The sequence below is a fragment of the Moraxella osloensis genome (assembly GCF_001553955.1).
Classification (GTDB): domain Bacteria; phylum Pseudomonadota; class Gammaproteobacteria; order Pseudomonadales; family Moraxellaceae; genus Faucicola; species Faucicola osloensis.
Genome location: NZ_CP014234.1, coordinates 1,454,302 through 1,476,959, shown reverse-complemented (window position 1 = coordinate 1,476,959; position 22,658 = coordinate 1,454,302). Strand labels below are relative to the sequence as shown.

Sequence of the window (22,658 nt, the reverse complement as noted above, 5' to 3'; positions counted from 1 at the left end):
AATTTTATCAATGTGTCAATACGCCAATAAAAAAACCACATAGGTTAATGTGGTTTTTTTATCGATTAGGGTTTGCTGATTATTTTTTCTTGGTAGGTCCAAGTAGCATACCCATTTGACGACCTTCAACTTTTGGTTGTTGTTCAACATTGGCAACGTCGGTCGTATCGGCAATGACTTTTTCAAGCTGCTGCAAGCCAATTTGTTGGTGAGCCATCTCACGACCACGGAAGCGAATGGTGACTTTGACTTTGTCTTGGTCTTCCAAAAACTCACGGATTTTACGAAGTTTGACTTGATAGTCGGCTTCTTCCGTACCAGGACGCAATTTGATTTCTTTAAGCTGCGTTTGTTTTTGGTTCTTTTTGGCTTCTTTGGCTTTTTGTTTTTGGTCGTACAGATATTTTCTGTAGTCCATCACTTTGGCAACAGGAGGCTGAGCGTCTGGTACTATCTCGACCAAATCCAACTCAGCATCACGGGCGGCCTGCAAAGCCGTTTTTATATCCACAACACCAACTTGTTCGCCGTCTTCTTTGACTAAGCGTACCTCTTTGGCACGAATTTCCTCGTTGATGTCTAATCGGTTTGAACTCTTAATAATACTTACTCCTACGCTGTTTTTGATTTGACGCGCCCTTTTTGGGCGGTCGCTTGGTTAACCAAGTCGATAAAGGCATCGATACTCATCACGCCAAGGTTGTCACCTTCACGAGTACGCACGTTAACTTGGTTGCTTTCTACTTCTTTATCACCCATGACAATCATATAAGGAATACGTTCAAGGGTGCGTTCTCTAATTTTAAAGCCAATTTTCTCATTACGCAAATCGGTGATGACACGAAGTCCGGCTTCATTCAATTGTTCGGCGACTTTTTGACAGGCTGCCGCTTGGTTGTCGGTAATATTCATCACCACGACTTGCTGCGGTGCAAGCCAGACTGGCATCCAACCGGCGTAATGCTCGATGAGCATACCGATAAAGCGTTCAAATGAACCCAAAATCGCACGGTGGAGCATTACAGGGCGCTCACGTTCGCCTTGCTCATTGACAAACTCCGCACCTAGTCGTTCTGGCAGGTTAAAGTCAAGCTGCAGTGTACCGCATTGCCATACGCGGCCAAGACAGTCTTTAAGGCTAAATTCGATTTTTGGCCCATAAAATGCGCCTTCACCTGGCAGATACTGCCAGTCAAGCCCGGCATTATCCAACGCATCTGCTAAGTCTTTTTCTGCCAAGTCCCACAGTTCGTCAGCACCGACCCGTTTTTCTGGGCGAGTCGAGAGTTTCATTTGCACGTCATCAAAACCAAAGTCTTTATACACATCAAGGGTAAGCTTGATAAAGTCTTGGGCTTCTTGTTTGATTTGCTCATTACTACAAAAAATATGGGCGTCATCTTGGGTAAACCCACGCACCCGCATGATGCCATGGAGCGAGCCTGACGGCTCATTACGGTGGCATGAGCCAAACTCAGCAAGACGCAATGGCAAGTCACGGTAGGATTTTAACCCTTGATTGAACACTTGCACATGACACGGGCAGTTCATCGGCTTGATGGCATAGTCACGTTTTTCACTGTGGGTGGTGAACATCATGTCGCCATAATTTTCCCAGTGACCTGATTTTTCCCATAGGCTTCTATCGACGATTTGCGGGGTTTTGATTTCAAGATAGCCGTTATCTTTTTGTACTTTTCGCATATACTGCTCAAGCACTTGCCACATCGTCCAGCCATTGGGATGCCAAAACACCATACCAGGCGCTTCTTCTTGCATATGAAATAAATCAAGCGCTTTACCGATTTTACGATGGTCGCGTTTTTCCGCTTCTTCGATACGCTGGATATAGGCTTTTAAATCTTTTTTATCTGCCCAAGCGGTACCGTAAATACGTTGTAGTTGCTCATTCTTGGCATCACCGCGCCAGTAGGCACCACTCATTTTGGTGAGTTTAAAGGCTTTTAAGAAACGGGTATTGGGCACGTGTGGTCCACGGCACATATCGACATATTCTTGGTGATAGTATAAACCCATTTGAGTTTCATTCGGCATATCTTCGATAAGACGTAATTTATAAGTCTCACCACGGTCTTGGAATACTTTGATAACCTCGTCACGCGGTGTCATTTTTTTGATAACATCGTAATCTTGGTTAATCAATTGCGTCATGCGCGCTTCGATTTTTTCCATGTCTTCTGGCGTAAACGGGCGCTCGCTGTAGATATCATAATAAAAACCCTCTTCAATCACAGGACCGATAACCATCTTCACCTCAGGATACAGCTGTTTGACAGCATGACCCAGTAAGTGAGCGGTCGAGTGGCGAATGATTTCCACACCTTCCTCGTCTTTTGGCGTGATGATTTGAACGCTGGCGTCTTCAGTAATCGGGTCACACGCATCAACTAATTTGCCGTTGACACGTCCTGCAACGGTAGCTTTGGCAAGCCCTGCGCCGATACTTTGCGCCACTTCCATGACTGACGTTTGTCCATCAAATTGTTTAATATCGCCGTTTGGTAAGGTAATGGCTACCATAATTGCTCCTGTTGTCCTTTGGCAGTGATGACCGTTACTATCGGTCATGTAACCGTGAGAGATGGGAATAAAAAAAGGGAAAAACTCTGCCAATCCAGACTTACCGTGTCTCGATAGGCATTACAATCCCATGAATTCGTCGCTTTGCAAAAAGCGTAAACAAGATATTATAGCAAATTGCGGTGATGAAACCAACTTGCTGATAAAATTGCTTGCAGTTATGGCAGAAAATGAGGCGGCTCATGATATGCGTTTAAAAAACACTGCAATAGACGACAGCCAATGCTTGGTATCTACAATTTGACTGTGTATCTTTAATTTGACTGGGTGTCCTGACACTAAGCTGTTTGTCTTTACCCGAACAAGTTACAGGAATAATCTAGATTACCCGTGGCAAAACTTATAACTTATATAACTACAGAATAGTGAGTGCTATGCTTCATAACGCTCCATAACAACACGATTGATTAAGGGCATTTTTATGTCAGTTGATTTTTCCAATACATTAATTGTGGCGGTCTCTGCCACGGCATTGTTTGACCTATCAGAGTCTGAGCGGTTTTTTCAACAAGCGATAGCCCAAGATCCAGAAACGGCGATTGATAAATTTCGCAGCTATATGATTGAACGCGAAAATGATCCATTGCAAACTGGGACGGGTTATCCGCTTATCAAAGCCTTACTCAATCTCAATCAGTATTGTGCAGCCGATGACAAGGGCGAGGGCATCGCTGCACCCATGGTTGAAGTGGTGATTATGTCAAAAAACAGCCCAGATACCGGTATTCAAGTATTAAATGCGCTGCGTAGTCATGGACTACCCATTAGTCGCTCGGCATTTACCTCAGGCGAAGGGGTGGCAGATTATGTGGCAGATTTTAAGGTGGATTTGTTTTTGACCACCAATCATAACGATGCCCAGCAAGTCACCGATGCAGGCGTGTGTGCCTGCGCGATTTTGGATGCGCCGCCCATTGATATGAAAGAGCTAGACACCAATCAGCTACGCATTGCATTTGATGGCGATGCCGTGTTATTTGATGAAGCAGGGGAGCTATTGTCGCGCCAGCAAGGACTCAAAGCGTTTCATGATTATGAAGCCAAAATGAGTGATGTGCCGATGAACAAAGGCCCGTATGCAGATTTTTTAATCAAACTCTCCAAACTACAAAAACGCCTGCCTGCTAAAATCAAGCATCCACCGATTCAAATTGCACTGGTGACCGCGCGCAATGCGCCTGCAGATTTGCGCGCGATTAAGACATTACGTAATTGGGGCGTCAATGTGGATTTGGCGTTCTTTTTAGGTGGCTTGGATAAACGCCATGTACTGCAAACCTTTGCCCCGCATATTTTCTTCGATGACTCCATTCATAATTACGAATCTGCTAAAGGCGTAGTACCTTCAGGGCTAGTGCCTTATAGCTCAAAATCAAAATTGTATGTCAAACAAGCGGATGCCGCGGCAAGCCAAAACCTGGTTGAGATTCATCAAGGATAAAATTCATAGGTTTTATAAAAACCGCCATATAAAAAAATACCGCTTATGGTAAGCGGTATTTTTTATTGAACACTGGAATTGAACACTGGATTAGTGGTCAGATGCACCTGACGCACCGATACCGGTTAATGAACGTACATACTGTGCATCAAAGCCTTTTCTATCTAACTGCGCGCGTGGTGAGTTGTCAGTGATAGAGGCGATCCACGCTAGAATGAAGGTCACAGGCATACTAAATAAAGCCACGTTTTTGTAGGGGAAAGCAGGTGATTCGTGCTTCATGATATCGACCCAAACCGCAGGTCCTAAGATAATCAGTAACACTGCGACTGCTAAGCCTCCAAACCCACCGATTACCGCACCACGAGTGGTTAAACCACGCCAGAACATCGCTAACAAAGGTTACCGCTGACATATAGTCGCCGGCAATGGCGATTCCGTTTTTGGTACCTGAGATACCGCCGCCCGCGGTATAAAAGTCGCTAGCGGTTTTGTTTTGACGCCCAGTAAGTAATACCGAGTGTTGCCAAAACGAAAATCAAGAACATGATAATGGCTGAGATATTCAGCGGTTGTTTTTTTACTTCGCCTTCTAGGGCGCCCGCTGCCCATGCTGGCATCTGTGCCATCAGACCCATTAGCGTCAAGCTTGCGGCAGTAGAGAGCTTACCGATACGCTTGCTAAGGCCTTTTAGAGCCACGCCATTATACTGTTGTTGTAACATGCCACCCTCCATGGTGTCAAAATGAATGCCAAAATTGATATCAAATTTTTACTACCGAAATCGAAAACCCAACACAATCCCTGTGTGGTTAAACTTTACCACTGTTGATATCATCGATGACTTTACGAGTCATCGTGTCAAATTCACCGTTTGCTTTTTTGACATATATCCAAGTGATGAGTGGTACAAAAATGATGAAAGCTACGACAATATAAAAACCTACAGGCGTCATCGAACCTGCGGAAACTGGTTTAGCAAACATGCTTGGGTTAAATCCCACGAGTAGCAGATAACCGAACCAAAAAACTAGTGTGATAATGGTAAAAATAAGACCTAGGCTAGTTTTTTTCTTTGCCATGCTTTGGAATTCAGGATGACTCATGACGCGCTGAATTTGTGCCTCATCCATGGTAACGCTCCTTGTAAATGAATGAAAAGACAACTCATTGATGATTGATTCACCAATCAGTGTCAAAACCGACAAGGAAGATAGCGATTGGATGACAATAACAGTAGACAACAATATGGTGAAGCAAGTCCGCTATGCTAAACGTAATAGATTGTCTTAAATGATACAAACAATCTCATCTTCCTGATTAGTTGCTATTATTAAATGAAAATTGTTAAAAAATCTAGCTATTTTTTCTCAAACTGTAAAAAAATTGTAGAATGTTAGTTGAAAATTAGTGGCAACGTTATCAAAGCACCCAAAGTTAATAGTAGACATAACTTGATACTCATAATCCTGACTAATAATAATTGTATCTAATAATGATTGCACCTAATCATAACTGTAACGCCCAATGACCAGTAAAAATTATCAAACTATCCATGATGGATAAATCGTAGAGGATAGATGAATCATTGAGCGTACATACCGCCATTCAAACCAAATGGCATTTATTTGCCTCGTGTTCTACACATACCGTCTTTGCAGTCTTCTGCGACTTTACCATAGGCAAGTTGTGTCATCCAGTTGGGTACACGGTTGCGATGTCGCGCAAAAATAGGGTAAATCATATCGCTGGCTTGTTTCACCACAGGCCATTCAAACACGTTTGCAAACGGCAGTTGTGCGGTTTTGTACAGCAGTCGTACAGCATCCATGCCTTTTTGCATGTTCCCTTGTTTATCTTGCACACACAGATAACTCATCGCCTCATCTTCGCTAATACCAAATTTGGCAAGTTCGTCCCGTGCGTCATCAATCGGAACGATGCGAATGGCGTCAGGTTTTTTCTCTGCCATATGCAAGGCTTCGGTACGGCAGACAGGGCAGGTATCATCATAGTACATGGTAATCATATTAACAGTCTCCGAAGATTAGCTTTTTAGGGCATCTAATACGGTCAAGTCGTTAAATTCAAAACCTTTATCCAGTAACGCTGTAGGCACAACGCGTTGCCCATCCAACAGTAACGTCGACATTTCACCAAACATGGTCTTGACCACAAAGGCGGGCAGGGTCATCAGGGTAGGGCGGTGCAACCAAGTGCCCATCGCATCGGTAAATGCAGCATTGCTAATAGGCGTTGGATTGGTCAAATTGTAAATTTGCTGAGTGGGCAGGGTGTGAGTCAGGTTTTGTTCAATGATAAAAATCACCGCACGCACCCAATCACTACGGCTAATCCAACTCATGATTTGCTGACCATTGCCAAGCTTACCACCTGTGCCCATTTTAAATGGGGTAATCAGTCGCCCAACCATACCCCCCTCAGGCGCAATCACCACCCCTGTGCGCACAATCGCAACTGGCACAGCGTCTGTTACGGCATATTTTGCAGTATCTTGGGCAGTCAAAGCTAGCTGCTCCCACGCCTGACAAATTTCGTGAGCGAAGTCGGTTTTTGTCACGGGGCTGGTTTCATCAAGCGCGGTTGGGTCGTTTTCATGTTGGATACCGTACCAACCGATGGCTGAGCCGCTAATCAATAGTTTTGGTTTGTTGCCGATTCGCTCAATATAGTCAATTACCGCTTGTGTGGGTTTTAGTCGGCTATCAAACAATTCTTGCTTACGTGCATCCGTCCAACGGCTGTCGGCAATACCCGCCCCCGCTAGATTGATGATGACATCATACGTCTGATCGGTGCTGGCAAGATCGTCATAGCTAATAACGTCGTCTGCGATATTTTTGGTTTTCTCTTTTTCTACAGAACGAGATACCCAAGTGACTGACGCAGTGTCACCTTTTACGCCATGGGTTTTTAACGATTGTGTTAATGCTGTGCCTAAAAATCCTGAACCGCCTGTGATAAGTATTTTCATGATTTATTTCCTTTTTTCTGTCAAAACTGAAATTTATGGGTAAAATTTTTAGCTTTTTGGTAAAACCAATTTGCCAACGATTACACTACTTAAACCGCCAAATAGAGCATAATAGGTTAAAACTTTGCCAGTCGGATATGTTGCAGTCATTGTCCCAATCCAGCATTTCCCATCATTTCAAAAACTTCTGAATCGTTGCCCCAAGTTTTAGGATACGATTGAGCGTAGTGGACGAAAGTTTTAGCATCTCGTTCGCCCAACTCGTCAGCGTATCGACAAATTGATGAGTGTCTTTGATACGTTGCTGTACGTCTTTGCTCTCTGTGGCAAATTCTGGCTCATTGATTAAATCTGCCAAGAATCCAACCGTCGGCGCAAGCTCTCGTCGATAGCGTTCTTCGACAATCACTTTAGCCAATTCCCACACATCCGTGCCCGTGGTGAAATAATCGCGCCTATCACCGAGCGTATGTACCGTTTGTACCAGATTTAAGCTCTGTAATTCCTTGATACTATTGCTCACATTTGAACGCGCCACGCCCAAGGTCTCTTGGATTTCTTCGGCATTCATCGGCTTGCCTGCCAAAAATAACAAGGCATGAATCTGGGCAACGGTGCGGTTTACGCCCCATTTATTGCCCATTTCGCCCCAGTGTAAGACAAATTTTTCCATGGTAGGTGTGAGTTGCACTTTTTAGCCCTGTGTTTAAGTAAATGGATATAAATCAATCAATTTTTAATTAGTTTGAGCTTTTTATATATTTCTGTCAATACAGAAATTTTGAAAATTATAAAAATTTTGTGGTTGGGTTTGGATTGTTGACCTTACAAGTCGCGTTTTATTTCCCAAAAAAAAATAATTTCGGTAAGATGAAGTGGTTGATTGTATCTTTTTTTTGACATTTATTTCTTTGGTATAAGGATGACCCATGACGGCAACCCAAACACAACAACCCACCTTTCAAAAAGTCACGTATGATGTTGCAGATAGTGTTGCGACGATTACCCTCAATGATCCAGCGTCACTCAATGCGCTCAATAGCGTAATGAAATCTGAGCTTTATCAAGCCCTTGATTACGCACAATACGACACAGCCGCCAAAGTGATTGTCATCACAGGCGCGGGTAAGGGATTTTCTAGCGGTGGTGATATTCGCGAGATGCTATCCGGCGCAGATAACCGCGAAAACCTACTGAAAATGTCGCATAGTCTGACCATTGGGATTGCGGACATTACGCGCCGTATCCGCAAAATCAGCAAGCCGATTATCGCGCGTATCAATGGCGCGTGTGCAGGCGCTGGCATGAATATCGCGTTAGCGTGTGATTTTCGCGTCGCCAGTGACAATGCTAAATTTTTACAAGCCTTTGTCAATATCGGGCTAGTGCCTGATGGGGGTGGTATTTATCTGTTATCTCAGTTGATTGGTGCCGCCAAAACCACTGAGCTTGTGATGTTGGGTGAGCAAATCACCGCGCAAAAGGCAGAAGAGTTGGGACTGGTGACTGCGCTGGTGAGCCAAGATGCGCTTGATGCGGCAGTGAAAAAACTGACCGACCGCCTCACGAGCTTGCCAACCCTAGCACTGGCGGCAATGAAGCAATCGATTAATCAAGTGGCATTTGCAGGACTAGATATCGCGCTAGACCAAGAGGTAATTTACCAAATGCAAATGGCGACCAGTGAAGACTTTAAAGAAGGGATTACCGCCTTTATGCAAAAGCGTCCTGCTGAGTTTAAAGGGCGATAAAGCATAGGGCAAGCTCCTAAAAATCCTGCAAAAAATAGCGTTGACACCGACGCTATTTTTTTTGGGTATGATAATGTCCAAACTGGTAACGGATTTTGTTATCACGGATTTCGCCAACAAAGAAACGATATAAATTGGCATGCAGGTATTTCCACCCCGTATTAAAATAGCCATCTTGCTGCAAGCGGCGTGGGTCAAAGCGAAAGGTGAGCGGTAGCATCTGATAGCGGGTGATTTTTTTGGCGCGATTGACATAGTCACAATCTTCACACAGGGTGATAGACTCATCAAACCCACCCAATTGCTCATGCACAGATTTACTGGAAAAAATACACGCGCCGACCGCCGTTGGCGATAAAAATTGGCTAGCAAAAATACCTATATTAAACAGCTGATAACCCACTGTAAACCAAGGTTTTAGGTGGTCAGCATTCATATACACGCCGGCTACTTTCAAGGATTTTTTATCCAATAATTGACTGGCTTGTTGCAAAAAGTCTGCATCCAGCCGCACATCGGCATCTAGGAACAGTATTCGTTCATTTTTGGCTAGGTTTGCCCCTGTATTACGACCCAAGCTGACGCCACGCTTTGGCATTTTATGTACGTTTATCGCGGGCAACTGATCGCGAAAACTTGCTGCAATTTGACAGGTGTCATCTTCGCTGTTGGAATCCACCACGATGACTTCAAAATTTTGGTAGCTTTGCTGGGCTAAGTCACGCAAAATATTGCCGATACGTTCGGCTTCGTTTAGGGTAATAATCACGATGCTAATTGGCGTCATAAGCTCATTCACAAGGGCAACAATCGTTTAAAACGGCAGTTTTTTAGATTTTTTATCATAAATGAACAATATGACGATTTGGTGATTGCTAAAAAGTTTTGGCTGCTAAGCTAGGGAATGAGTAATCGAGCGGATGCAGGGTGCAATGGGCGATAGCATGGTAACAAGTTAGAAGGAATGAAGTATGTGCATTGTGGCGTTGGCTTGGCAGCTGTTTGAGGATAAACCCTTGGTATTATTATCCAATCGGGATGAATTTTTGCAGCGTCCTACATGCGCACTGCATGAATGGCAGTTGCCGAATGGACAAAAAATCATCGCGGGGCAAGATGCGCAAGCAGGGGGCACTTGGTTGGGTATCGATCCTGCGCATGGGCGCTGGGGGGTGATTTTAAACTACCGAGAGATTATCAAAGATAAACCTGTCTTTGCGACGTCCCGTGGTCAGTTAATCGTTGATTATTTAAGTGGTGAGTGGCCGCCGCTAGATTTCGCAAGACAAATTGATTTGCCCTGCTACGATGGGTTTAATCTAGTCATCGGCGATCGGCAGCAAGCGGTGCTGCTCAATAATAAAGGGCATGGCATCGAGGTATTGGCAAAAGGCTTATACGTGTTATCCAATGGTCAACCAAATACGGCATGGTTTAAGACGGAAAAACTGCGCAGGCGAGTACGACAAGAATTATTGCCGCTGCTTGCTGGGCATGAGGATTGGCAAACAGCCAATTGGAAAAACGTGGCATTTGAAATACTGCAAGACAGTGAACGAGCGTCTATCACCCAGCTACCTGATACAGGCTTAGGTATCGAGACAGAATTGGCATTGTCTTCCATCTTTATTCCTGCCCGTCGCCTCGACAAGCTGCTAGGAAGTCGCTATGGGACGCGCGTGAGTAGCTTGCTCACCATCACGCATACAGGGTTTGATATGCAAGAAAAGAATCTTGAAAATGACACTATCATCCGTATCACGCCCGATGTTAACGTCATATAATCATTGAAAAAAACAGCCGAAAAGTCAAAAAATAGACAATAAAATCGGCTATCCACCAACCGTAAGCTTAACTGATATGCCCAAACATCATCATCAGCTCAGTATCGAGCCTATTAAAATCCAATTCGATAGTGTTATCCAAAAAAATCACTTCAATACGGTTATCGGTTTGTGGCTCACAGGCAATCAAATCGAGCGAATCAGGGGTAAAATTCATGGTTTGCCATTGCTCATCATGCGTATGTTTGATATGAACCACCGATTTGATACGTTGCCAATTGGGCAGTGCCAACAGCCATTCCATCAGCACAGTCATATCAATTGTCCAGTCGGCTGACACCCGCCAGCCGATAATTTGATAGCCGTTTTGTATATCATGATAGCGAAAGGGCAAGTCATCGTTGGTAGCTGTTGGCGATGGGGTCGTGTCGGCTTGGGTGGTGGAGGGAGCGTGGGACTGAGCAAAGCTCGTTAAGCTAATTTGTTGGTAATGGCTACGCTCGGCAAGCACTTGGCTTGATTGCTTGAGCGCTTGTTGTAATTGCTGCAGATTGTCTTCGCTCAGCGTTTGTCCTGCTTGCCAAATCAATTTTGCTTTAGGGTTTAAGCCCTTTACCCATGCAGTCAATTGGGTTTTTTGGGTGTCATCCAACCCATGAAAGCGATTAATCACCACCACATCACAAAACCGCACATGCGCTTGGTAGCCTTCATTGTCACGATAACGGGCATCTTGCCAATGACGGGCATTGACGATACTGATGGCGGATTTTAGCGACAGCGCAGTTTGCCAATGCGGTGCAGATAGCTGCTCAATCAGCTCGCGCGGGTGTGCAAGCCCTGTCGGCTCAATCCATAATCGGTCAGGTCTATACTCAGAAGTCAGGCGAGCAAGCGCAATCTGTAGCGGCAATTGCGACGTACAGCAGATACAGCCACCAGATACTTGGCGAATCGCTAAATCATGGTCAGCATTAGCCGTCAATAGCTTTTTATCAATACCGATTTGACCTGCCTCATTGACCAAAATCGCCCACTTTTCTTGGTGCTGAAAATGCGCGATACAGGCATTGATAAAACTGGTTTTTCCAGAACCTAAAAAGCCCATCACCAGGTGACAGGCTGTATTTACAATCAACGGTTTTATCATAACAATTTCTTAACTCTGTTAACTTGGCTTTTTTAATCCGCTCTGTTAAATAGCGCTTGTCTAGCTATCTGCGCCATCGGGTACAAACACGTAGCCCACGCCCCAAACGGTTTGGATATAGCGCGCTTGCGAAGGGTTATCTTCGATAAGGCGGCGTAAACGCGATACTTGCACATCAATTGAGCGCTCCATTGCGCCCCATTCACGGCCGCGTGCCAGATTCATCAGTTTATCACGGGTTAATGGCTCACGGGGATGTTGTACCAAAGCCTTTAATACACTAAATTCACCCGTGGTTAAGGTCACGATATTGCCATCACGTTTTAGGGTGCGCGTTGATAAATCTAATGTCCATGACCCAAATTCGACCACTTCCATTTGCTGACTGGGTGCGCCTGGCAATTCACGCGTTTGCCGACGCAACACGGCTTTAATACGTGCCAATAATTCTTTGGGGTTAAAGGGTTTTGGCAGATAATCATCCGCGCCTGCTTCAAGTCCTGCGATACGGTCGGCATCGGAACCTTTAGCGGTCAACATAATAATTGGAATATCGGAGTTTTCTGCGCGTAAGCGATGGCAAATACTGATACCGTCTTCGTTAGGTAGCATCAAATCCAGCACAATCAGCGAAAATAACTCGCGCTGCATCAATTTATCCATTTGGTTGCCGTCATGCGCAGTACGTACAATATAACCATCGTCTTCTAAGAAACGTTGCAACAAAGTGCGAAGGCGCGCATCATCATCAACGACCAAAATGCGCTGATTCATATCGCCGGCGGCTAATTGATTGGGGGTAGATTCTACAGTGGGGTTGATGTCGTCACTCATTGATTATTTTCCTCATTTTTATCGTCGATATTCCTATCACCCATATTCCTATCACTAACGTTATTTTCACTCGAATGTTGTTTTCGCTACATTGTTTTCGCTACACAGTTTTTATAAATACCCAATTGTTTTTTATAAACGCTAAATATGTTGCATTAGCGTGCTGAACTGAACCTTATAATTAATAGTTAGGACAGGCAATGCTATAAAATATATGGGTATAAAAATTTTTATTAGGGACTGATAAAGTTATTTTGAAACGATTGGTTACAACTTGCAAGCATTATCAATCTTATAATTCAGCCAAATTTGCGTGGTTATGCGGTTATTAAAGCAAAAAAATGTGTCGATTGCTGTAGTGATTTTGCTAAAAATGCGACGTTAGCTGATAGGATCGTCACTTATTATAGTCATTACTTAGCAAAATTTTAGTCTAACGACAGCCATAGGACTGGCAAGGTAAAAATTCACTAAAGATTTTTGTTAAAATAGCGTTTACCTATTATCTTTTTGTATTGTTTTGTTATAATGCGTGAACTCTGAAGTTATGAGTTCATCCTTATAAGTGTTAGGCAAAAATATGACTACAAACGTTACTGCCATTGCGGCTAATCCAGCGGTAGATGTACTCTCTGAGCAAGTCCAGCAAGCCATTTATCAAAAATTAGCTGCCAATCTTGGTATCAAACTCAACCAAATGATGGCATTCGTCAAACTCTATGATGATGGGGCGACGATTCCGTTTATTGCCCGCTATCGTAAAGACCAAACCGGCGGGCTCGATGACGTACAGTTGCGTAGTCTGGAAAAATCGCTCAGCTATGAACGAGATATGGCTATTCGCCGCCAAAAAATCATTGAGCTGTTGACCTCACAAAATAAGCTGACCGATGAATTGAGTGAACGCATCAATCAAGCGGCATCCAAACTTGAATTAGAAGACATTTATTTGCCGTATCGTCCGCGCCGCCGCTCATTGGCAACCCAAGCACGTGAAGCAGGACTTGAGCCAATTGCCTTGGCGGTTTTAAATGACTCGGTAAGCCCAGCCGCAGCATTATCAGATTATCAAGCGCCAGCGCCTGTACAGAATGAAAACGGCGAAGCCGAAGCGTCAATTTTTGAAGATAAAGAAAAACAGCTATCAGGCATCGGCGCCATTATTATCGATGAGTGGACACAGCAGCTTGACCTACTCGATAAACTGCGCGTCGGCTTTGGTAAAATCGCCCAAATTCATAGCCGTTTAGTGGGCGAAGAAAAGCGGGAAGTCGGCGAAAAATACAAAGACTATTTTGACCACGCTGAAAGCTTGGCGCGTCTACCCAATCATCGATTATTAGCGATGCTACGCGGTCGCCAAGACAACGTACTGACGATTGCCATTGAAGGCGATGATGCACCATTCATTGAACAAATTAATCACGCATTTAACTTAACAGCTGCCGAGCCTAGTGAGCGTCAACAGTTTTTATTGTCACTGGGCAAAAAACTGTGGTTGGATAAATGGCGCCCGCATATTGAGCATCGTTTGCTCACAGAAAAACGCTTAACGGCTGAATCCGCAGCAATTGACGTGTTTGCAAACAATTTACAGCATCTATTGATGGCAGCGCCAGCGGGTCAAAAAACGATTCTAGGCGTCGATCCCGGTATCCGTCATGGCGTCAAAATGGCGGTAGTTGATAGCCTAGGTCATGTTGCCAAAAATAGCGATGGTAGTTTTGCGATTGCAACAGTGTATCCATTTGCCCCAGACAATAAAGTCGATGAAGCCAAACAAACCATTGCCGATTTACTCAAAAATCACCATGTGCATTTAATCGCTATTGGTAATGGTACGGCTAGCCGTGAGACAGATGCTTTAATCAAAGAAATTTTGGCAGAAAACAGCGCTCAAGGAAACGGCGATATCAAAGCCGTGCCTGTGGTGGTCAATGAGTCTGGTGCTTCTGTGTACTCAGCCAGCGAACTGGCATCGCAAGAATTACAAGAGCTTGATGTATCCATTCGTGGGGCGGTATCGATTGCCCGTCGTTTGCAAGATCCCTTGTCTGAGCTGGTTAAAGTCGATCCCAAAGCCATTGGCGTGGGTCAATATCAGCATGACGTCAACCAAACGCAGCTGGCGGATAGTTTAACCAAAGTCACGCAAGACTGCGTGAATGCCGTGGGCGTAGACGTCAATACCGCAAGCCCTGCGATTTTGTCTTATATCGCAGGTCTCAATGTCAATGTGGCGCAGCAAATTGTCAACTACCGCAACGAACACGGCGCCTTTGCTAATCGTGAACAGCTCAAAAACGTGCCAAGATTAGGTGCCAAAACTTTTGAACAGGCGGCAGGTTTTTTACGCATTCGTGGCGGTGATGAGCCGCTAGATGCGACAGGGTTACACCCAGAAAACTACGAGATGGTCAAACAATGGCTGGCTTCAACTGACAACACTCTCAACGATGTGCTAGGCGACGAGTCAGCGCTTAACAATCTGACCGCTTCACTTATCGCTGCCGCAAACGATGAGGTTAACGATGCCGAGCAAGCAACGCTGAAAGCCGCTGCCATCAAACAAGAATTAGCCAAACCTGCACACGATCCAAGACCGAGCTTTAAAACAGCAAAGTTTCGTGATGATGTCAATAGCCTCAACGATTTAACCGAAGGCATGACGCTTGAAGGCGTGGTCACCAATGTGACAAGTTTTGGTTGTTTTGTTGATGTTGGCGTACATCAAGATGGCTTGGTACATATCTCAGAGATGGGTAACGAGTTTATCGCCGATCCGTTAAATCATGTCAAACCAGGTGATATCGTCACCGTTCGCGTGATTTCAGTGGATGCAGAGCGTAAACGCGTGGGCTTTAGCATGAAGTCAGACACCCCAATGGTAGCCAAACCTGCTGAAAAAGCACCCGCCAGCAAAGCAAAAAATACCAACCAATCAGTGGATGGTACAGCGAAAAAACATGCAGACCATAGCGAGCGTGGCGGTAAATCAGCCAAACATTCGGGCAAACCTCAACGTAGTGATAAAGCCGCTAAACCGCAAAACCAAGCAGCCGACAAACCGCAAAAAATCGGTAGCTTAGGTGCATTGTTGGCGCAAGCAGGTCTAAAAAAATCAACATAAACCCCGCATCATTGGTAAACGTGCATCTAAATGGATAAATTCATTTAGATGTTGCGATTGGTGATACAAGGTTTCGAGTGAGTGATGGTCAATTTTTTACAAGCATTTTGGCAAGCGACTCGCCCACGCACTTATCCACTAGCGGTAGCTGGCATTATAGTAGCCAATGCGTTGGCATACTCGCGGATTGGTAGCTTTGAAACCAAAAATTGGCAAATCTTTTTGCTAAGCCTATGGGTTGCCTTAGGACTACAGATTTTATCCAATTTAGCCAACGACTATGGCGATGGCATACGGGGTACGGATGCCCATCGACTCGACAGACAGACTGCCCAAGGGACAATCAACCCCAAGACCCTCAAGAAATTAATCATAAGTTGGGGGCTGTTTATTTTTGGCTGCGGTATTGGCTTACTTTGGCTGAGCTTTAACAGTCTGACCGATTTCTTCACCTTTTTAGCATTGGGCATCATCGCGATTATCGCCGCAGTGACCTATACTATGGGTAAAAACCCCTATGGGTACAATGCGAAAGGGGAAATAGCGGTATTTTTATTCTTTGGCTTAGTTAATGTATTAGGGGGCGTGTACCTACAAACACAATTTATCCGTGCGATGGATATTATTGCTGCCGTGGTGATCGGCCTGCTATGCACTTGCGTATTGATGATTAACAATATGCGGGATTTTGACACAGATACAGGCGCTGGTAAAAACACCCTTGCCACCACCTTAGGCAAAGAAGGCATGAGCCACCTATATCGGTTTATGTTGTTGGGTGCTTACTTTTTACTCATTACCTTTGTGACCTTGCGACAAAATTTTTATCTATTAAGCTTACTTGTTCTAGTATCACCGATTGCCAAGCATCTTAAAATGGTTCGCCATTATAGTGATGAAAATATCCCCTCAAACGCACTAGCGCCAGAGCTGGCCAAAATTGTCTTAATCACTCTAGCGACCAGTATATTGATGAGTGTAAGCATTCTTATCTTTAACTATAAAAATTAATTTGAAAATAAATCAAAAAAATTTTCGTAGTGGTATTGACAGGCAAAAAGAAAAGCGTATAATACGCACTCACTGGCAGCGACTACAGCTGTAAACTGTAGTAAAAACAACAACTTAAATTAATACAGATATAAGTTGAGCGGTCATAAAAAATTAAAGAAAAAAGTTATTGACAACACAAAATAATCTGTTAAAATAGCGACCTTCTTAACAACAACCAGACGATGGTGTTGGCACTAAATAACAACGAACACAAGAACAACTTGTGTGGATTTTCACTTAGGGCGATAAAATTAAGACTTTAATTAATTATATTGTCAGAGTGAAGATACTCGTAAGTTTATTTGAGCAAAGACAGTATAAATAATTGAGTCAACAAATTAAATCTATTGACACCGCTACGCGGTGACAATAGATAGAAAGATTAAACTGAAGAGTTTGATCATGGCTCAGATTGAACGCTGGCGGCAGGCTTAACACATGCAAGTCGAACGATGACTCTCTAGCTTGCTAGAGATGATTAGTGGCGGACGGGTGAGTAACATTTAGGAATCTACCTAGTAGTGGGGGATAGCTCGGGGAAACTCGAATTAATACCGCATACGACCTACGGGTGAAAGGGGGCGCAAGCTCTTGCTATTAGATGAGCCTAAATCAGATTAGCTAGTTGGTGGGGTAAAGGCCCACCAAGGCGACGATCTGTAACTGGTCTGAGAGGATGATCAGTCACACCGGAACTGAGACACGGTCCGGACTCCTACGGGAGGCAGCAGTGGGGAATATTGGACAATGGGGGCAACCCTGATCCAGCCATGCCGCGTGTGTGAAGAAGGCCTTTTGGTTGTAAAGCACTTTAAGCAGGGAGGAGAGGCTAATGGTTAATACCCATTAGATTAGACGTTACCTGCAGAATAAGCACCGGCTAACTCTGTGCCAGCAGCCGCGGTAATACAGAGGGTGCGAGCGTTAATCGGAATTACTGGGCGTAAAGCGAGTGTAGGTGGCTCATTAAGTCACATGTGAAATCCCCGGGCTTAACCTGGGAACTGCATGTGATACTGGTGGTGCTAGAATATGTGAGAGGGAAGTAGAATTCCAGGTGTAGCGGTGAAATGCGTAGAGATCTGGAGGAATACCGATGGCGAAGGCAGCTTCCTGGCATAATATTGACACTGAGATTCGAAAGCGTGGGTAGCAAACAGGATTAGATACCCTGGTAGTCCACGCCGTAAACGATGTCTACTAGCCGTTGGGGTCCTTGAGACTTTAGTGGCGCAGTTAACGCGATAAGTAGACCGCCTGGGGAGTACGGCCGCAAGGTTAAAACTCAAATGAATTGACGGGGGCCCGCACAAGCGGTGGAGCATGTGGTTTAATTCGATGCAACGCGAAGAACCTTACCTGGTCTTGACATAGTGAGAATCTCTCAGAGATGAGAGAGTGCCTTCGGGAACTCACATACAGGTGCTGCATGGCTGTCGTCAGCTCGTGTCGTGAGATGTTGGGTTAAGTCCCGCAACGAGCGCAACCCTTTTCCTTATTTGCCAGCGGGTTAAGCCGGGAACTTTAAGGATACTGCCAGTGACAAACTGGAGGAAGGCGGGGACGACGTCAAGTCATCATGGCCCTTACGACCAGGGCTACACACGTGCTACAATGGTAGGTACAGAGGGTTGCTACACAGCGATGTGATGCTAATCTCAAAAAGCCTATCGTAGTCCGGATTGGAGTCTGCAACTCGACTCCATGAAGTCGGAATCGCTAGTAATCGCGGATCAGAATGCCGCGGTGAATACGTTCCCGGGCCTTGTACACACCGCCCGTCACACCATGGGAGTCTATTGCACCAGAAGTAGGTAGCCTAACGAAAGAGGGCGCTTACCACGGTGTGGTCGATGACTGGGGTGAAGTCGTAACAAGGTAGCCGTAGGGGAACCTGCGGCTGGATCACCTCCTTAACTAAAGCACTAAGTGAGAATTCACAGCAAGTTGTTCTTGTGTATAAATAAGCTAATTCGAGGGTTACGGCTTTAGAATTTACTTCGTAAATTCTCTTGCACTCGGGCAAAGCGATGCTTTGCTAATCCTCGTTCAGGGTCTATAGCTCAGTTGGTTAGAGCACTGCCTTGATAAGGCAGGGGTCATAAGTTCAAGTCTTATTAGACCCACCATTAGATGAGCTTAGTAAGCGCAAGCGAACTTAGCGAAACCTATGTACCGCTACTTAATTGAGTCGTTACTTAATCGAGTAAAGATACATAAAACTTTAACCAGCTACAGTAATTAAGTAGCGGGGCCATAGCTCAGTTGGTAGAGCGCCTGCCTTGCACGCAGGAGGTCAGGAGTTCGACTCTCCTTGGCTCCACCATAATTAGCTTAACGTTATAAAGCAGACAGAGTAATTTAGTAAGTATTAAGAGATTACTTCAATCTGTTTTATCAGAAATCACGACCTGACGAAGGTCTGATAATTCAATAACAACATAGAGAAATGAGTCTGGGTTAATTATCAAGTTCCAACGAAGATAATTAACCTTTACCGCACCTTGCTGCCTTTAGCAGACAGGTGCGGTATAAAAGTAAAGAGAACTGAATCAAGCGTAAACATAGGTGAAGATCGTTACCATTACGAATATAACTCAAATAGAAAAGTGCAGTAAGCACTTGCTTGAAATCTCGAATTATTTCGAGATGCAAAGCAAGTAATAGCTGTCACTCATTTGGCAACAGATGAAGCTATTTAGGGTTGTATAGTCAAGTAATGAAGTGCACATGGTGGATGCCTTGGCAGTCAGAGGCGATGAAAGACGTGACAGCCTGCGAAAAGCGTCGGGGAGGCGGCAATATCCTGTGATCCGGCGATATCTGAATGGGGAAACCCACTTGTCATAAGACAGGTACCCCGCTATATTTTATAGCGGGGGGCAAACCGGGAGAAGTGAAACATCTCAGTAACCCGAGGAAAAGACATCAATAGAGATTCCCCTAGTAGCGGCGAGCGAACGGGGAGGAGCCGACTGATTATAATTTAGAGGAATGACTTGGAAAGGTCAATCGTAGAGGGTGATAATCCCGTACTCGAAAGGTTATAAGAAGCATATTAAGTAGGGCGGAACACGAGAAATTCTGTCTGAAGATGGGGGGACCATCCTCCAAGGCTAAATACTCCTGACTGACCGATAGTGAACCAGTACCGTGAGGGAAAGGCGAAAAGAACCCCTGTGAGGGGAGTGAAATAGAACCTGAAACCGTGTGCATACAAGCAGTCGGAGCCCCGCTACTTAATTATTTTGGAATGATAATGTTCTACGTATATATACTCAAAGGTGAAGATGGTTCGCATTATTGTGGATACACATCAGACCTAAGACAACGATTTGCCGCCCATAACAGTGGTGGAAACAAATCGACCAGTTACCAGCAATGGCAACTACTATACTATGAAGCATATCAAACAAAACAATTAGCAATGAGAAGAGAGCAAACGCTCAAACATCATGGCAAAGTTTACCAGTCCTTAATCAAGCGACTGGCAGAATAATTAAGTAGCGGGGTGACGGCGTACCTTTTGTATAATGGGTCAGCGACTTATATTCTGTAGCAAGGTTAACCGAATAGGGGAGCCGTAGGGAAACCGAGTCTTAATAGGGCGTCTAGTTGCAGGGTATAGACCCGAAACCGAGTGATCTATCCATGAGCAGGTTGAAAGTGACGTAACAGTTACCGGAGGACCGAACCCACTGTCGTTGAAAAGCCAGGGGATGACTTGTGGATAGGGGTGAAAGGCTAATCAAACTCGGTGATAGCTGGTTCTCCCCGAAAGCTATTTAGGTAGCGCCTCGGACGAACACCATTGGGGGTAGAGCACTGTTTCGGCTAGGGGGTCATCCCGACTTACCAAACCGATGCAAACTCCGAATACCGATGAGTGATATCCGGGAGACAGACGGCGGGTGCTAACGTCCGTCGTCAAGAGGGAAACAACCCAGACCGCCAGCTAAGGCCCCAAATTCCTAGTTAAGTGGGAAACGATGTGGGAAGGCACAGACAGCTAGGAGGTTGGCTTAGAAGCAGCCATCCTTTAAAGAAAGCGTAATAGCTCACTAGTCGAGTCGGCCTGCGCGGAAGATGTAACGGGGCTCAAACTAGGAGCCGAAGCTGCGGATTTAATTGTTTCAATTAAGTGGTAGGGGAGCATTGTGTAAGCCTGTGAAGGTGTGTTGTAAAGCATGCTGGAGGTATCACAAGAGCGAATGCTGACGTGAGTAACGACAATGCGAGTGAAAAGCTCGCACGCCGGAAGACCAAGGGTTCCAGTCCAACGTTAATCGGGGCTGGGTGAGTCGACCCCTAAGGCGAGGCCGAAAGGCGTAGTCGATGGGAAATCGGTTAATATTCCGATACTTGTTTATGATGCGATGGAGGGACGGAGAAGGTTATGCCAGCTTGGCGATGGTTGTCCAAGTGGAAGGATGTAGTTAGGTTTAGTAGGCAAATCCGCTAGACTATTAATGAGATCTGATAGCAAGCTGTACTTGTACAGCGAAGTGGCAAATACCCTGCTTCCAGGAAAAGCTTCTAAGCGATAGTCATAAACAAATCGTACCCGAAACCGACACAGGTGGTCAGGTAGAGAATACCAAGGCGCTTGAGAGAACTCTGCTGAAGGAACTAGGCAAAATGGTACCGTAACTTCGGGAGAAGGTACGCTGCCGATGGTGAGTAGTCACGCACTACAAAGCTATTGGCAGTCGCAGATACCAGGCCGCTGCAACTGTTTATTAAAAACACAGCACTCTGCAAACACGAAAGTGGACGTATAGGGTGTGATGCCTGCCCGGTGCTGGAAGGTTAATTGATGGGGTCAGCCGCAAGGCGAAGCTCTTGATCGAAGCCCCAGTAAACGGCGGCCGTAACTATAACGGTCCTAAGGTAGCGAAATTCCTTGTCGGGTAAGTTCCGACCTGCACGAATGGCATAATGATGGCGGCGCTGTCTCCAGCAGAGACTCAGTGAAATCGAAATCGCAGTGAAGATGCTGTGTACCCGCGGCTAGACGGAAAGACCCCGTGAACCTTTACTACAGCTTTACATTGAACTTTGACCTTACCTGTGTAGGATAGGTGGGAGGCTTTGAAGCAGGCACGCCAGTGTCTGTGGAGCCATCCTTGAAATACCACCCTGGTAATGTTGGGGTTCTAACTCAAGCTTAACAGAGCTGAGGACAATGTATGGTGGGTAGTTTGACTGGGGCGGTCTCCTCCTAAAGAGTAACGGAGGAGTACGAAGGTGCGCTCAGAACGGTCGGAAATCGTTCGAAGAGTATAAAGGCAAAAGCGCGCTTAACTGCGAGACCCACAAGTCGAGCAGATACGAAAGTAGGTCTTAGTGATCCGGTGGTTCTGTATGGAAGGGCCATCGCTCAACGGATAAAAGGTACTCTGGGGATAACAGGCTGATACCGCCCAAGAGTTCATATCGACGGCGGTGTTTGGCACCTCGATGTCGGCTCATCTCATCCTGGGGCTGAAGCAGGTCCCAAGGGTATGGCTGTTCGCCATTTAAAGAGGTACGCGAGCTGGGTTTAGAACGTCGTGAGACAGTTCGGTCCCTATCTACCGTGGGCGTTGGAAATTTGAGAGGATCTGCTCCTAGTACGAGAGGACCAGAGTGGACGAACCTCTGGTGTTTCGGTTGTGACGCCAGTCGCATTGCCGAGTAGCTATGTTCGGATGGGATAACCGCTGAAAGCATCTAAGCGGGAAGCCCACCTTAAGATTAGATTTCCCTAAAGAGCCGTTGTAGACTACGACGTTGATAGGTTGGGTGTGGAAGCATAGTGATATGTGTAGCTAACCAATACTAATTGCTCGTTTGGCTTGACTATACAACGCCTAAATGGCTTTGTATGATAATGTATGATGTTCACCTCGCTTGATATAGCTGATACTTTACTTCTA

15 protein-coding genes, 2 tRNA genes, 2 rRNA genes and 1 pseudogene are annotated in these 22,658 nt (G+C 45.2%); 9 read left to right on the top strand and 11 right to left on the bottom strand.

All coding sequences use genetic code 11. The annotated features are described in order from the left end of the window. Positions 1-79: 79 nt before the first annotated feature. Together infC and thrS are read right to left on the bottom strand one after the other, a co-directional pair. Positions 80-577: a translation initiation factor IF-3 gene (gene infC / locus AXE82_RS06480; protein WP_172460503.1), complete on the bottom strand. Its 498-nt coding sequence runs from the start codon at positions 575-577 to the stop codon at positions 80-82. Positions 578-612: 35 nt separating this feature from the next. Then, a complete protein-coding gene (thrS, locus tag AXE82_RS06475) occupies positions 613-2,541 on the bottom strand; it encodes a threonine--tRNA ligase (protein ID WP_062332738.1) in 1,929 nt (642 codons plus the stop codon). A gap of 481 nt (positions 2,542-3,022) precedes the next feature. On the opposite strand from thrS, the gene AXE82_RS06470 reads away from it, so the two are divergent. Next, positions 3,023-4,042, top strand: a complete 1,020-nt coding sequence (locus AXE82_RS06470; protein ID WP_062332734.1) for a 5'-nucleotidase — start codon at positions 3,023-3,025, stop codon at positions 4,040-4,042. A 90-nt stretch (positions 4,043-4,132) separates the two neighbouring features. On the opposite strand, the pseudogene actP reads toward AXE82_RS06470, so the two are convergent. The 6 genes and pseudogenes from actP to AXE82_RS06440 all read right to left on the bottom strand — a co-directional run. After that, a pseudogene (gene actP, locus AXE82_RS06465) lies at positions 4,133-4,441 on the bottom strand (cation acetate symporter); the annotation flags it as partial. Positions 4,442-4,524: 83 nt separating this feature from the next. Next, entirely contained in the window at positions 4,525-4,767 is a 243-nt protein-coding gene (locus tag AXE82_RS06460; protein ID WP_062332728.1) for a hypothetical protein, read from the bottom strand. Between the two features lie 88 nt (positions 4,768-4,855). Then, entirely contained in the window at positions 4,856-5,176 is a 321-nt protein-coding gene (locus tag AXE82_RS06455) for a DUF485 domain-containing protein (RefSeq protein ID WP_062332725.1), read from the bottom strand. A gap of 491 nt (positions 5,177-5,667) precedes the next feature. Continuing rightward, the gene (locus AXE82_RS06450) at positions 5,668-6,072 is read right to left on the bottom strand and encodes a thiol-disulfide oxidoreductase DCC family protein (RefSeq protein ID WP_062332722.1); all 405 of its coding nucleotides are present in this window, start codon (positions 6,070-6,072) and stop codon (positions 5,668-5,670) included. An 18-nt stretch (positions 6,073-6,090) separates the two neighbouring features. Next, the gene (locus AXE82_RS06445; protein WP_062332721.1) at positions 6,091-7,038 is read right to left on the bottom strand and encodes a TIGR01777 family oxidoreductase; all 948 of its coding nucleotides are present in this window, start codon (positions 7,036-7,038) and stop codon (positions 6,091-6,093) included. Positions 7,039-7,210: 172 nt separating this feature from the next. Continuing rightward, positions 7,211-7,729: a GbsR/MarR family transcriptional regulator gene (locus AXE82_RS06440; protein ID WP_062332718.1), complete on the bottom strand. Its 519-nt coding sequence runs from the start codon at positions 7,727-7,729 to the stop codon at positions 7,211-7,213. Positions 7,730-7,967: 238 nt separating this feature from the next. Between AXE82_RS06440 and AXE82_RS06435 the strand changes: the two genes are divergently transcribed. Further along, positions 7,968-8,789, top strand: coding sequence for an enoyl-CoA hydratase/isomerase family protein (locus tag AXE82_RS06435; RefSeq protein ID WP_062332716.1), 822 nt, complete (start codon positions 7,968-7,970; stop codon positions 8,787-8,789). 52 nt (positions 8,790-8,841) lie between these two features. Here AXE82_RS06435 and AXE82_RS06430 read toward each other — a convergent pair whose 3' ends face one another. Further along, positions 8,842-9,576: a glycosyltransferase gene (locus AXE82_RS06430; RefSeq protein ID WP_062332713.1), complete on the bottom strand. Its 735-nt coding sequence runs from the start codon at positions 9,574-9,576 to the stop codon at positions 8,842-8,844. A 184-nt stretch (positions 9,577-9,760) separates the two neighbouring features. Here AXE82_RS06430 and AXE82_RS06425 point away from each other — a divergent pair, with 184 nt between their 5' ends. Next, positions 9,761-10,573 (top strand): NRDE family protein, encoded by an 813-nt coding sequence (locus AXE82_RS06425; protein WP_062332710.1) that lies wholly within the window; start codon positions 9,761-9,763, stop codon positions 10,571-10,573. Between the two features lie 67 nt (positions 10,574-10,640). Here the strand turns inward: AXE82_RS06425 and AXE82_RS06420 are convergent, their stop codons facing one another. Both AXE82_RS06420 and ompR read right to left on the bottom strand, forming a co-directional pair. Then, entirely contained in the window at positions 10,641-11,723 is a 1,083-nt protein-coding gene (locus AXE82_RS06420; RefSeq protein WP_062332708.1) for a CobW family GTP-binding protein, read from the bottom strand. A gap of 60 nt (positions 11,724-11,783) precedes the next feature. Further along, the gene (ompR, locus tag AXE82_RS06415) at positions 11,784-12,557 is read right to left on the bottom strand and encodes an osmolarity response regulator transcription factor OmpR (protein ID WP_269465433.1); all 774 of its coding nucleotides are present in this window, start codon (positions 12,555-12,557) and stop codon (positions 11,784-11,786) included. Positions 12,558-13,137: 580 nt separating this feature from the next. Here ompR and AXE82_RS06410 point away from each other — a divergent pair. The 6 genes from AXE82_RS06410 (at position 13,138) to AXE82_RS06385 (ending at position 22,585) form a co-directional block, all read left to right on the top strand. After that, complete coding sequence (locus tag AXE82_RS06410) at positions 13,138-15,687, top strand: Tex family protein (RefSeq protein WP_197931438.1); 2,550 nt, start codon at positions 13,138-13,140, stop codon at positions 15,685-15,687. Between the two features lie 84 nt (positions 15,688-15,771). Further along, positions 15,772-16,698 carry a 1,4-dihydroxy-2-naphthoate octaprenyltransferase gene (gene menA / locus AXE82_RS06405; protein ID WP_062332705.1) on the top strand — a complete coding sequence of 309 codons (927 nt, stop codon included), beginning with the start codon at positions 15,772-15,774 and terminating at the stop codon, positions 16,696-16,698. A gap of 426 nt (positions 16,699-17,124) precedes the next feature. Continuing rightward, a 16S ribosomal RNA gene (locus tag AXE82_RS06400) occupies positions 17,125-18,656 on the top strand. 136 nt (positions 18,657-18,792) lie between these two features. After that, positions 18,793-18,869, top strand: a tRNA-Ile gene (locus AXE82_RS06395). 121 nt (positions 18,870-18,990) lie between these two features. Further along, positions 18,991-19,066, top strand: a tRNA-Ala gene (locus AXE82_RS06390). 384 nt (positions 19,067-19,450) lie between these two features. Continuing rightward, positions 19,451-22,585 (top strand): 23S ribosomal RNA (locus tag AXE82_RS06385). Together the 16S and 23S rRNA genes with 2 tRNA genes alongside form the textbook arrangement of a ribosomal RNA operon. Positions 22,586-22,658: the final 73 nt, after the last annotated feature.